The sequence below is a fragment of the Helicobacter pylori NCTC 11637 = CCUG 17874 = ATCC 43504 = JCM 12093 genome (assembly GCF_900478295.1).
In the GTDB taxonomy this organism is placed as follows: Bacteria; Campylobacterota; Campylobacteria; order Campylobacterales; family Helicobacteraceae; genus Helicobacter; species Helicobacter pylori.
Genome location: NZ_LS483488.1, coordinates 1124565 through 1137060, shown reverse-complemented (window position 1 = coordinate 1137060; position 12496 = coordinate 1124565). Strand labels below are relative to the sequence as shown.

At 40.3% G+C, this 12496-nt stretch carries 11 protein-coding genes, 2 tRNA genes and 2 pseudogenes; 9 read left to right on the top strand and 6 right to left on the bottom strand.

Annotated elements, in window-relative coordinates; genetic code table 11:
- Window positions 1-2 precede the first annotated feature (2 nt).
- From DQL14_RS05745 to fliK, 5 genes are read right to left on the bottom strand one after another with little or no spacing between them, the layout of a single operon-like run.
- Window positions 3-1154: an Eco57I restriction-modification methylase domain-containing protein gene (locus tag DQL14_RS05745; RefSeq protein WP_162296876.1), complete on the bottom strand. Its 1152-nt coding sequence runs from the start codon at window positions 1152-1154 to the stop codon at window positions 3-5.
- Between the two features lie 9 nt (window positions 1155-1163).
- Window positions 1164-1748, bottom strand: coding sequence for a restriction endonuclease (locus DQL14_RS05740; RefSeq protein ID WP_108169051.1), 585 nt, complete (start codon window positions 1746-1748; stop codon window positions 1164-1166).
- Between the two features lie 51 nt (window positions 1749-1799).
- On the bottom strand, window positions 1800-3617 hold the full coding sequence (locus tag DQL14_RS05735; RefSeq protein WP_108169050.1) for a flagellar hook protein FlgE: 1818 nt from the start codon (window positions 3615-3617) through the stop codon (window positions 1800-1802).
- Entirely contained in the window at window positions 3614-4579 is a 966-nt protein-coding gene (gene flgD / locus DQL14_RS05730; protein ID WP_108169049.1) for a flagellar hook assembly protein FlgD, read from the bottom strand. The genes DQL14_RS05735 and flgD overlap by 4 nt, the downstream gene beginning before the upstream one ends.
- Before the next feature lie 50 nt (window positions 4580-4629).
- Window positions 4630-6189, bottom strand: coding sequence for a flagellar hook-length control protein FliK (fliK, locus tag DQL14_RS05725; protein ID WP_108169048.1), 1560 nt, complete (start codon window positions 6187-6189; stop codon window positions 4630-4632).
- A 248-nt stretch (window positions 6190-6437) separates the two neighbouring features.
- On the opposite strand from fliK, the pseudogene pta reads away from it, so the two are divergent.
- The 7 genes and pseudogenes from pta to hypD all read left to right on the top strand — a co-directional run bounded on the left by pta (window position 6438) and on the right by hypD (window position 11685).
- Window positions 6438-7965 (top strand): annotated as a pseudogene (pta, locus tag DQL14_RS08690) (phosphate acetyltransferase).
- Between the two features lie 17 nt (window positions 7966-7982).
- Window positions 7983-9045 (top strand): annotated as a pseudogene (locus DQL14_RS08895) (acetate kinase).
- Window positions 9046-9055: 10 nt separating this feature from the next.
- On the top strand, window positions 9056-9355 hold the full coding sequence (locus DQL14_RS05695; protein WP_108169047.1) for a cupin domain-containing protein: 300 nt from the start codon (window positions 9056-9058) through the stop codon (window positions 9353-9355).
- A gap of 10 nt (window positions 9356-9365) precedes the next feature.
- Window positions 9366-9494, top strand: coding sequence for a hypothetical protein (locus tag DQL14_RS08780; RefSeq protein ID WP_000973846.1), 129 nt, complete (start codon window positions 9366-9368; stop codon window positions 9492-9494).
- Window positions 9495-9605: 111 nt separating this feature from the next.
- A complete protein-coding gene (gene hypB / locus DQL14_RS05685) occupies window positions 9606-10334 on the top strand; it encodes a hydrogenase nickel incorporation protein HypB (RefSeq protein ID WP_000003589.1) in 729 nt (242 codons plus the stop codon).
- The gene (locus DQL14_RS05680) at window positions 10334-10567 is read left to right on the top strand and encodes a HypC/HybG/HupF family hydrogenase formation chaperone (protein ID WP_000335462.1); all 234 of its coding nucleotides are present in this window, start codon (window positions 10334-10336) and stop codon (window positions 10565-10567) included. Before hypB ends, DQL14_RS05680 begins: the two co-directional genes overlap by 1 nt.
- Before the next feature lie 5 nt (window positions 10568-10572).
- The gene (gene hypD / locus DQL14_RS05675; RefSeq protein WP_108169046.1) at window positions 10573-11685 is read left to right on the top strand and encodes a hydrogenase formation protein HypD; all 1113 of its coding nucleotides are present in this window, start codon (window positions 10573-10575) and stop codon (window positions 11683-11685) included.
- On the opposite strand, the gene DQL14_RS05670 is transcribed toward hypD, so the two are convergent.
- Window positions 11636-12157 carry a hypothetical protein gene (locus DQL14_RS05670; protein ID WP_108169045.1) on the bottom strand — a complete coding sequence of 174 codons (522 nt, stop codon included), beginning with the start codon at window positions 12155-12157 and terminating at the stop codon, window positions 11636-11638. The two genes, hypD and DQL14_RS05670, sit on opposite strands and share 50 nt — an antisense overlap.
- Before the next feature lie 69 nt (window positions 12158-12226).
- Here DQL14_RS05670 and DQL14_RS05665 point away from each other — a divergent pair.
- Both DQL14_RS05665 and DQL14_RS05660 read left to right on the top strand, forming a co-directional pair.
- Window positions 12227-12301 (top strand) — tRNA-Gln (locus DQL14_RS05665).
- A gap of 18 nt (window positions 12302-12319) precedes the next feature.
- Window positions 12320-12396, top strand: a tRNA-Met gene (locus DQL14_RS05660).
- The last annotated feature ends 100 nt before the right edge of the window (window positions 12397-12496 follow it).

The window sequence follows — 12496 nt, the reverse complement described above, 5'->3', positions numbered from 1 at the left end:
TTTTATCCTAGATTTAAAAAGTCTTTAGGCAAAAGAGCGTTTTCTAAAGAGCGTTGCGAAAACAAAAAACGCCCATCGCACACAAAGCCTAATTCTTGCCAGTTGATAGCGTTGAGTTTGTCGCAGAGGTTTTGTAAGTCCAGGTTTTGGTTATAAGGGAATAGCGCTAAAATAGAGCCGTCATAATTAGGGCATTGGTGGATAAAAAAAGGGTTTTTTTGGCGCGTTTTGGTGTTGACATAAATGCGTTTTTTAGGGGATATGTGATGCATTCTCCCCCATTGATACCAGTTGTTTTCATTGAATTTTTTAATCTTTCTTTGCATCAAGCTGTCTTTATGCTGGAGTAAATAATCATTAGGCTTATTGACAAAAACCATTTTTTCTAAAACATTGGTTCTTTTCGTGATTGAGGTGACGAATTCTAAATTCCCGTATTTTTCATTTTTAAAAATCTTATCGCACCCGCTCACTGCCCCCACTTTAACCTTAAAAACCTCGCTTAATTTTTGCGTGTAAGATTGGTTGAGGAAATACAAAATGCCTTTTTTACACAAAAATTGCAAACCATCGTTGGTGATTCTACTGAAATTGCCCTTACAAAAACGAAAAATCACGCAATTAGGCATGGCGTTTGGGAAAACCTTTTGATCGCCCAGTTCAAAAAAATGCGTTATCGTGCCTTCTTGGTAAATCCATTCGTTTAATTTCACGCTAGAAGTGGATTTTAAAAAATCCCTTGGGGTGATGAAAATCAATTCGCCTTTAGGTTTTAAATGCTTGATCGCTTTTTCTATGAAAAACAAGTATAGATTACTCCTTTCATCAAAAAGGCTGTAATGGAGTTTTTCTTTTGCGCTTGGCGCAATATCCTTGTGCTTGACATAGGGCGGGTTACCAATAATCGTGTCAAATTGATTTTCTAAAGGGTAGTCAAAAAAGTCCATGCAAAGGGCATTTTTAGGGCAGATTTTAGGATCGATTTCAATCCCTACAGCCTTTTTTAAACGCTTTAAAAAACTCCCATCGCCCGCGCTTGGCTCTAAAACACTCCCATGATTGTGTTTGAGAGTGAGCATGAAATCCACTATATTGTTAGGGGTGAAAACCTGCCCTAAAGTTTTAATGTCTAAATTATTCAAAAAATTCTCCAAAAACTTCTCTTAATAAATATTAGCCCTTAGAGTTACACTTTTGGCTAAAGCGCTTAAGATGAAATTTTTACTTCCATCAAAGTCTCTTTGAACGATTTCTCTGTTGTTGTCCCACTTGCATTGAAAGGGCAAGTTATTGCCATTAGGCTGGAGGGTTTGAATACCTTTTAAGGAATTGATAAAAATATCTTTAGGATCGTTTTTGTTGATAATTAAAAAATAATAGTCTCTATCGGTGTTTTTGCCTAAGTCTTTATGCAGTTTTTGAAAGTATTTTTCCCATGCAATTTCGTTATTAAATTCCGGTAATAAGCCGCACAACGCATAATAAATCCCTAATTTACCATTAAGATTGTCAGCGGTTTTTGTGGTGGTGGTTTTAATATTAACAGGATAAAAAATATCGTTTTTTTTAAAACTAAAATCCCACCATTCTCTGGCTTTTGGTAGTTGGATAGGAAAATGTTTGATGGTGTTTAAAATTTCTTCTTCATTGACAGATGGATTTAAGCGCCCATCTTGTAAGGGTTGAGACAAATCATAAGGGTTTGTTTTTAAAAATTCTGCAATTTCATTAAGCTGTGTGGGTATCATTAAATATCCTTATTAAAAAGAGTATTTTACCACACTCCTTATTTTAGCCCCTTATTTTTTCAAGCTAATGGCTTCTTTAATCATGTCATCGCCCGCGCCAAAGGCTCTAGCGTTCATGGAATAGCCTCTTTGCATTAAAATGAGATTGGTTAGGGCGTTCCCAGCATTCACGTTGCTCGTTTCTAAATATTTATGCCTGATTTTCCCAAACTTGAGCTTGCCCTCTTCGTCCCACCCTAAAATGGGGTTACCGCTTAGGGGTCTGTTTTCGCCATTAATGGTGCCTTCTTGCATTTCATAGAGGTTACCGCCGATTTTTCTTAGGCCTTGATCGTTAGTGAAAGCTAAAATACCGATGCGAGCGACCGGCTCCACCACCCCGTTACTAAAAGCTAAAGAAATCACGCCATTTTCTTCAATGCGCATGTCTCTAAAAATGCCCCTAGGCTTGCCGTCTTGACTCGCTTCTAAGAGTTTAGAGTCTTGGTAAGACAAATCGCTAGAATCATGGTTTTCGCTTTTATCTAAAGAGTAGGTGAGCTTATTGCCTTTAAAATCCAAAGTCATGGGGGCGGATTTCATCTTGTGCGTGGCTGAATCAAAGCCGACAATTTCCCAAGTAGGATCATTGATAGGGGTTTTGTTTTTGGGATCTACGATGTAGCTTTTCACTTCCCAAGTTTGGTTTTTCCTTTTGCTTGTGGGGCTTGATGTGGGATCGTTGGAATTGGTCATGTAATATTCGCTTTGGAGCAAGTATTTATCCCCGGCTTTATCATAAATATCCACTTCTGTGCTGTAATAAGGGATTTTAATCGCTACTGAATCCCTGCTAATGCCCTTTTTTAGTTCCATTCCGTTCGCATTCAAGCCCAATTTATCCGCAATGCCCCCGCTCAAGCTAAAGGTGATAGGCGTTTGGCTAGGATTAGCGATCTCTAATAAAAGGGGGGGGCTTTTGGCGTCTTTTTCGCTTTTGATGAGGTTTAAGTCTAGCCCGGTTTTTTCTTTAAGGAGTTTTTGCAAATCGCCTAAAGTTTTGAACTGGTTTTCGCCTTTTTCAGCGTCCCCATAAGTGAAAACAAAATCTTCTTTTTTGCCATTCTCTTTTTGGATACTGATGTTTAACTTACGATTAGTGATCGCGTCTATGGGCTCGTTATCGTCATTCGCTAAAGCGTTAATGTCCTGGTTTAAAAAACGCTCTTTAATGATCTCGCCCTTATCGTTTAAGAAAAAATCTTGCACGCCTTTTAAATGGTCTTTAGGGTTTAAATTCACGCTAATACCCACTTTCGTGCTAAGCACGGGCTGGTAAGTCAAATCTTGGGGGATTTGTAAGGGCGAAAGGGTGTTGCCATGCAATTTTTCAATATCTTCATCTCTAGCGGTGGAATTGAGCGTGCCGTCTTTGATCTTTTTCAAATCAATACCATAAACATAATAGCCCTCAGGGGTTACCAAATAGCCATCAGCGTCTCGTGCGAAATTACCGGCGCGGGTTAGGAAATTATCCTGTTTTTTGCTAAAGCCGTCTTTATTAATGGTCATTTCCCCATTTTTATTGGGCCCTATCACAAACCAGCCCTTGCCTTGATACGCCATGTGGAATTCCCCCTCGCTTGGCATGTATTCCCCGTCTTTATTAGAAAGGACATTGCCTGAGCCTGTAACGCCGTAATTTCGGTCATTAGCCACAACGGATTTGGCGTTCAAAGCGTCTAAATGCGAAGAAAACAAGGTCTTAAACTCCGGATCATTGGAGCGATAGCCTAAAGTATTGACATTGGCGATATTATTTGAAAGGCTGTCAATGCCAAACTGGTGGGTCTTAATCCCGCTATAAGCGTTTAATAAGGTGTCGTTCATGCTGTCTCTTTAGGGGGAGTTTGGGGTTTTTGATCAATCGGTCTTTGATCAGAGAGTTTTTGCTCAATCGGTTTTTGCTCAATGGGTTTTTGATCAGAGAGTTTCTGTTCAAGCGGTTTTTGATCAATCGGTTTCTGTTCAATCGGTTTTTGATCCGGTTTATAAAATTCTATCGCACTGTCTATGGGTAGAATCATTTCGCCCATTCTTAACATGGGCTTGCCTTTATCAAAAATCACGCTTTCCACTTCGCCCCTACCAATGCGCGTTTGCAAATACTGCTTGCTTTGGGAGTCTAAATTGTATTCAGCCTTGATTTTGTAATTGCCTTTAGGGACTTTTTCGCCCTTTTCGTTTGTGCCGTCCCATTCAAAATTGATATACCCCTTTTGCCCGTTATAATCTTTTAAAGGAATCGTTTTGACTAATTCATTGTTTTCATTCAGGATTTGAATCGCTGGCACTCCTTTAGAAGCGTCAATTTTTTCATCAAAAAAGAGCGAAAAAGAAAGCTTGTTGTTGCCGTCAAAATTCGCCCCGCTCACATCGGTTTCAGCGATTTTGCCTATCATGCTCACAGAATTAAGGGCCGTTACTTCCCTTAAAGCGTTATTGGCTTTCAAGCTATCGTCCATGCCTTTATTAAGGTTTTCCATGGTGTCTTTTAAAGCGCCTTGAAAGTCTTTTAAAGATTCGTTAGTTTCTTTATTGGATTTCATCGCACTGGCGACTTCTTGCATGGTTTTTTTGTTTTCTTCTTGCATTTCCACTTGCGTGAGCTGCGCGGTTTGGGTGATGATTTTATCCGTTTCCATAGGAGCGGTGGGGTCTTGATTTTTCAATTGCTCTAAAAAGAGTTTCATGAAAGCGTTTTTATCCAACCCGTTAGCGATGGTGGGTTGCTCTTTTTTCCTTTCTTGCGCGGCTTTAGCTCCTGTAACTTCTGCTAAATCAATGGCCATGATCTCTTCCTTATTAAAGATGTCTTATTATAGAGCAAACTCGCTTAAAATCACGCATAAAGAGTGATTTGCATGCTCGTTTCTTTGTTTTCATGGTCCGTATTCTCTTGGTAGCTTTTTAGGGCGTTTTCTTTTAAGGGGGTTAATTCCTGCTCTTTGAATGACTCTTTGGGTTGCTCTTTAGAAGAATCTTGCGAAAAGCTCAAATCTACCCCTTCAAAGCCTAAAGCGTTCAGGCTGTTTTTGAGATCTTGTTGGTTGTCTAAAAAGGTTTGTAGGCTGTTGTTGTGAGAAATCACGCTCACTTTAAGGTTTTTACCCACTTTTTGAATAATCACTTCAACCTTGCCCAATTCCTTAGGGAATAAATCCATAGAGATCCTGCTCATGGGGGGTTTGTATTCTTGGATTTCTTGCTTTAATTGTTGGGTGAAATGCTTGATCGTCTCTTTAGGGGCAGTGCTTTTATTCTCGCTTGTCTTATCGCTAGCTTGGGCGTTTTGCGCGCTTTGAGCGTTGTTAGTGGATTCTTTAGTTTTTTCTTTATTATCGCTTGCTTCTTTAGTTGTTTCTTCTTTTTCTAATGGCGTTGGAGGGTTATCGTTAGGGGGGTTAGCTCCTATTAAAGGCATTAAAGGGGGCGTTTTAAGAGGGATTTTAGGGGCGTTTTCTGGCGTTGTGCTTGGGGCTGTAGTTTGGGCTTTAGTAGGGGTTTTTTCTGACTTTTTTTTAGAAAGCGTTTTATCCCTTTTAATAGCGTTCATTGGTAAAGCTTCCTTTAAAGGGGGCGTTTTTTTTTCGTTATTTTGGGGGTTTGCGTGTTCTTTATTGTGCGATTCTTTTTTTTCTAAGGATTGCAAAACGCTAGAAAGGTTGGCGGTGTTTTTAGCGTCGTTCTTTGCAAGGGTGTGGTTAGTGGGCGTTTGCGTTGTTTTCAAAGCAAGATGATCGCTCGCATTTAAGGGGGTTTTATTTTCTGGAGTTGTGGTCGCTTGAATGTTGCTGGCGTTTAAGTCATGTTTTTGGCTGAGCGTTTGGATGTCTTTAAGGGTTTTTGACTCTTTAGCGTTATGGGTTGGGGCTGTGGGTTTTTTGATAGCGTTATTAGCGTGGTTGGTGGGGGTTATGGGGTTTTTATTAGTTAAATTTATTTGATGAGCGTTAGAGATAACTTCGTTAGGCTTTTTTTCATTCTTGTTTAAAGTTTCGTTAGGGGTTTTGGGGTTAGTTTCATTAGCCTCATGGGTTTCATGTTGAGCCTCATGTGGGGCTGTTGTTTTTTTGTGGTTGAGCCAATCTTTTAGGGTAGGGGCTTGTTGGTCTTTGGCGGGATTTTGAGCGTGTTGGTGGTGTGGGGTAGGGGTTTTTTCAAGCGCTTTAGCGTCCTCTTTAGTGCTCTCTTTAGAGTCTTTGGGTGCGGCTTTTAATGCGTTAGGATTTTCTTTAGGGGCGGTTTTGTCTTTAGAGATCTTTTGGTTTAAGATCTTACTGAAATCTTTTGATGCGCTTTTAGGGGCGTTTTTGGTGTCTTCGTTTTTCGCTCCGCTATTTATTAAAGTGCTTGCGTTGGCGCTTGCGTTGGTGTGAATGGGATTAATAGGAGATGGCATGGTTATCCTTTAAAACAACTCTTTTATTTTACATGGTGTGAGTTAAGCAAAAAGAGTTCCTTAAGATGCATGATCAAATCTAAAAATGCTAAAGGTGTTTTTTAAAACGAAAAACCCCATTTTTTAAAAATAAAAGTTGTCGTTATTCGCGCTTAATGAGAACAGAGATTTTTAAAACTATGGTTTCGTTTAGGTTTAATTAAATTTCGCTACAATTAAGTAAAAACGATAATTTTAGGGAGATTGGCATGCAAGGTTTATGGATTTACCCAGAGGATACAGAAGTTTTAGGGGTTGCTTGTAAGAGCCTTTTAAAAGCGCTAAAGCCACGCTATCAAAAAATCGCATTGTTTTCGCCCATTGATGGGGGGCGTGAGGGTTTTTGGGAGCGCTATGGCTTGAACTCTTTAGAGTTTCATAGCGCCATAGACAAACAAAAGGCTTTAGAGTTTGCGAGCGCTGCTCAAGAAGAGTTACTATTTGAAACGATTCTCAAACGCTATGATGAATTACAAACCACGCATGATTTTGTCATTAGTTTAGGGTATGCGCCGAAGTTTTTCTTAAACGCTCTTTTAGATTTAAACACCACTTTAGCCAAGCATTTAAACGCTCCTGTTGTGGCTGTCGCGCAAACGAGTTTGGAATATTTGAAAGCCATGCATTCTCATATCATTAAAAAAGAAGCCCCTTTCGCTGTAGGGTTATTTGCGGGCGAAATGCATGAAAAACCCAATTTTTTAAGCGCGTCTCATTAGAAGCGGATCTGATAGAAAGCGTGTTGCAAATAAAAAGCGAGATTATTACCCCTTTAGCTTTTCAAATGGGTTTGGAAAAAAAGGCTAAAAAACAGATTAAAAAAGTGGTTTTACCCGAGAGCGAAGATGAAAGGATTTTAAAAGCCGCGCATCGTTTGAACGCTATGGGCGCGGTGGGATTGATTTTATTGGGCGATAAAGAAGCCATTAATTCGAAAAATTTGAACTTGAATTTAGAAAATGTAGAAATCATTGATCCTAGCACTTCTCATTATAGAGAAGAATTTGCTAATAGTTTGTATGAATTACGAAAATCAAAGGGCTTGAGTGAGCAAGAAGCTGAACAATTAGTGTTGGATAAGACTTATTTTGCGACCATGCTCGTGCATTCAGGTTATGCGCATGCCATGGTTTCTGGGGTGAATCACAGCTGAGACCATTAGACCCGCTTTACAAATCATCAAAACCAAACCCGGCGTGAGCTTGGTTTCAAGCGTGTTTTTAATGTGTTTAGACACTCAAGTGTTGGTTTTTGGGGATTGCGCGATTATCCCTAACCCTAGCCCTAAAGAATTAGCTGAGATCGCTATCACTTCTGCACAAAGCGCTAAGCAACTCAATATCGCACCTAAAGTGGCCTTACTCTCTTATGCGACAGGCAATTCCGCTCAAGGCGAAATGATAGACAAAATCAACGAAGCCCTAACAATCGCTCAAAAGTTAGATCCACAATTAGAAATTGATGGCCCTTTACAATTTGACGCTTCCATTGATAAAAGCGTAGTGAAGAAAAAAATGCCTAACAGCCAAGTGGCCGGGCAAGCTAGCGTTTTTATTTTCCCGGATTTAAACGCTGGGAATATCGCTTATAAAGCGGTGCAACGGAGCGCTAAAGCCGTGGCGATAGGGCCTATCTTACAAGGTTTGAACAAGCCCATTAACGATTTGAGTAGGGGGCGCTTTAGTGGAAGTTATTATCAACACCGTTTTGATTAGCGCCCTTCAAGCGCAAGATTAATTGACTAGGAGGAATTGATGGAAATTTTAGTTTTGAATCTGGGCAGTTCGTCTATTAAGTTTAAATTGTTTGACATGAAAGAAAATAAGCCCTTAGCGAGCGGTTTGGCCGAAAAAATCGGCGAAGAAATAGGGCAGTTGAAAATCAAATCGCATTTACACCATAACGATCAAGAACTTAAAGAAAAGCTTGTGATTAAAGATCATGCGAGCGGGCTTTTTAAACCACCCAAGCAGAAATCCCAAACATCTTTAGTGTTTGGGATGAATGCTGCTAATTTGTAGTATAATATCTCCATACATTTGTATCTAGCGTAGGAAGTACGCAAAGTTACGCCTTTGGAGATATGATGTGTGAGACCTGTAGGGAATGCGTTGGAGATCAAACTCTGTAAAATCCCTATGATTAGGGACACAAAGTGAGAACCAAACTTTCCCTATGGGCAACATCAGCCGAGGAAGCCCAATCGCTTTAGCGTTTGGGTGCTTCACCGCTATCAGTTTGCATTTAGGGAACGGCTCAAGCGCAACAGCCATTCAAAAGGGTAAAAGCGTGGACACTTCTATGGGGCTAACCCCATTAGAAGGCTTGATTATGGGCACAAGGTGTGGGGATATTGACCCCACTGTGGTGGAATATACTGCGCAATGTGCGAACAAGAGCTTAGAAGAAGTGATGAAAATGTTAAACCATGAAAGCGGTTTGAAAGGCATTTGTGGGGATAATGAGAAACATAGAAGCCAGAAAGCAAAAAGGCGATAAACAAGCCAAACTCGCTTTTGAAATGTGCGCTTATCGCATTAAAAAGTATATTGGGGCTTACATGGTGGTCTTAAAAAAAGTAGATGCGATCCTCTTTACAGGGGGATTAGGGGAAAACTACTCGGCTTTAAGAGAGAGCGTGTGTGAAGGATTAGAAATTTAGGGATCGCTTTATGTAAGCCCACCAACGACAATCCGGGCAACGGATTAGTGGATTTGAGCCAGCCTGACGCTAAGGTTAAGGTTTTACGAATCCCTACTGATGAAGAGTTAGAAATCGCTTTACAAGCGAAAGAAATAGTAGAAAAATTAAAATAAAGGTTGTTTAATGAGAATGGTTAATTTTTTAGAGGGCGTTCATTTTGAAAAGCTCCACATTGAAGCGTTGAGTGAAAATTCTTCCAATAAGGAAATCCGCATTTGCATGCCCAAGGGAGCGATCATGGACAAACACAAGGCCCCGGGAGCTATCAGCGTGCAGGTTTTAGAGGGCAAAATCGTTTTTGAAGTGGGAGATGAAAAAATAGAAATGCCAAAGGGAGCGTTAATCAGCCTAGAAGCCCAAGTTTCGCATCGTTTGGACGCTTTAGAAAATAGCGTTATCAGATTGTCTTTGAGTAAAAAATAAGGAAAATCAAATGATGAAAGCCGTTTTTATCAATGTTTGGTATTTGCTTTTAACCATCATTTTATTAATCATCATATGGAGGATCATTAAATTAGTGTTAAAAGATAAAAACGACAGCGACGATAAGGGGTTAGGGTAAAGCATATTTTTGATCTACAAAAAATCAGCCAAGAAGATAAAAGAAGTGGTTAAATCATAGTTGTTTAATTAAGCACGCTACAATACGAAAATTTTAAAAGAAAGGAAAAGCATGAGCGAACAACGAAAAGAATCTTTACAAAATAACCCTAATTTGAGTAAAAAAGACGTCAAAATCGTGGAAAAGATTTTGAGCAAGAACGACATTAAAGCCGCTGAAATGAAAGAGCGCTATCTCAAAGAAGGGCTGTATGTGTTAAATTTCATGAGCTCTCCTGGCAGCGGTAAAACCACGATGCTAGAAAATCTAGCGGATTTTAAAGACTTTAAGTTTTGCGTGGTAGAGGGCGATTTGCAAACCAACAGAGATGCGGACAGATTGCGTAAAAAAGGCGTGAGCGCACACCAGATCACCACCGGCGAAGCGTGCCATTTGGAAGCGAGCATGATTGAGGGGGCGTTTGATTTATTAAAAGATGAGGGAGCGTTAGAAAAAAGCGATTTCTTAATCATTGAAAACGTGGGGAATCTGGTTTGCCCCTCAAGCTATAATCTAGGGGCGGCGATGAATATCGTTTTACTCTCCGTCCCAGAGGGCGATGATAAGGTGCTAAAATACCCCACGATGTTCATGTGTGCGGATGCGGTAATTATCAGTAAAGCGGATATGATTGAAGTGTTTAATTTCAGGGTTTCTCAAGTCAAAGAAGACATGCAAAAATTAAAGCCTGAAGCGCCTATTTTTTTAATGAGTTCCAAAGATCCTAAAAGTTTGGAAGATTTTAAAAACTTCCTTTTAGAAAAAAAGCGTGAAAATTACCAGTCCACGCATTCGTTTTAATGTGTCTAGCGATCCCCTCTAAAGTCATAGCCATTAACGATAATGTGGCGCTCTTAGAGACTTTGGGCGTTCAAAGAGAGGCGAGCTTGGATTTAATGGGCGAGTCCGTTAAAGTGGGCGATTACGTGCTGCTCCACATCGGCTATGTGATGAGCAAGATTGATGAAAAAGAAGCCCTAGAATCCATTGAGCTTTATCAAGAAATGATCGCCAAAATGAACGAAACGCAATAATAACAATGAGCGTTGATCATCTCATTTCGCCCTTTAGAGACAAGCGAACCCTTTTAGCGCTCTCTAATGCAATCAAAAAACTCGCTTCCAAACTTGAAAAAAAATTAGTCATCATGGAAGTGTGCGGAGGGCATACGCATTCGATCATGAAATACGGGCTTTTGGATTTGATGCCTAACAATTTAGAGTTTGTGCATGGGCCGGGCTGCCCGGTATGCGTGATGCCAAGAGCGCGCCTTGATGAAGCTTATGAGTTAGCCACTATCAAAGATAGCATTGTTTTGAGTTTAGGGGATATGATGAAAGTCCCCGGGAGCTATGGGAGTTTGATACAAGCCAGAGAAAAGGGGCTAGATGCGCGCTTTTTGTATTCGCCCATGCAAGCTTTAGAGATCGCTAAAGAAAACCCGCATAAAAAAGTCATCTACATTGCGATCGGTTTTGAAACCACCACGCCCATGACAGCGAGCGTTTTACTGAACGCCAAAAAAGAAAAAATCAACAACCTTTTTTTCCACACCAACCACATTTTAGTGCCTCCCAGCGTGAGCGCGATTTTAAAAGATCCAGCATGCCAGATTAACGCCCTTTTAGCCCCTAGCCATGTGAGCGTGATCAGCGGCGCTCAAATCTATGCTCCTTTAGTGGATCGCTTCAAAATCCCCATTATCGTGAGCGGTTTTGAGCCGGTGGATATATTAGAAAGCGTGCTGATGCTTCTTAAACAAGCCTTAAACAAAGAAGCCAAGCTAGAAATCCAATACAAAAGAGCGGTGAGCTATGGGGGGAATGTGAAAGCGCAAGTGTTAGTCAATGCGTGCATGGAAGTTAGGGAAAATTTTGAATGGAGAGGGTTAGGGAATATCAAACATTCCGCCCTAAAGCTCAAAGAAGCGTTCGCTTCTTATGACGCTGAAAAAGTCTTTAAAGAACACTTAAGCCACAAAACCTCTAAAGAAAACAAGGCATGCAAGTGTGGGGAAATTTTAAAAGGCATCGCTAAACCCCTAGACTGCTCATTGTTCGCTACAACTTGCACCCCGCAAAACCCGATCGGCAGTTGCATGGTCAGCTCTGAGGGGGCGTGCGCGGCGTATTATCGTTACAAGCGCGTTTGAGCTTTAGAAATTGCTTTTTAGTGAAATCGCTCAAACCTTCGCAATTGACATTCACGCTTTTAGGGGGTTTTTCTTTTTTAACAACTGGTTTTTGATACGCCCTTTTTCTCACGCTCGCTTGGATAGTTTTAAAATCAAAAGGGTAATTTAAAGCTTTTAGGATTTTTTGCGTTTCTTTTAAATGGGCTTTCAAGTGGTTGGTGTAATAGTCTTCTTCTATCTTAAAGGCTTTCAAGAAACTTGGGTGCGTGAAATAGATTTTTAGGATTTGGTGTTCTACTTTAGCGTATCTAAATCCTTTCTTTAAATCCCCCAAAGCTTGAGAAACATAGCGCTTGATTACCTCTCTTCGCTTGAGTTGGAGCTTTAAATTTTTAAACGCAGAGGCTTGAGCGATTTTTTTAAACAGCAAAAAGGTTTCTTTCTTTTTCAAATAGCGTTTATAAATGAGGGGGTCAAATCCATTTTCCATGATAAAATTATAGCGTTTTTAGCTTGACTTTTTTAAAAAGCTTTTGTATAATGCTTCTTTTAATTTTGTTGGGGTGTCGCCAAGCGGTAAGGCACCAGGTTTTGGTCCTGGCATTCCGAGGTTCGAATCCTTGCACCCCAGCCATTTTTCCTTATTTTTTGGCGCGGAGTAGAGCAGTCCGGTAGCTCGTTGGGCTCATAACCCAAAGGTCAGTGGTTCAAATCCATTCTCCGCAACCAATCTTTCAAATCACATCACCACACTACCACCAAATGAAACAAAAAGCATCAAAAGTAAAAAAATCACAAAATTTTCCCCAAATGACAAAAAAAAAAAAAA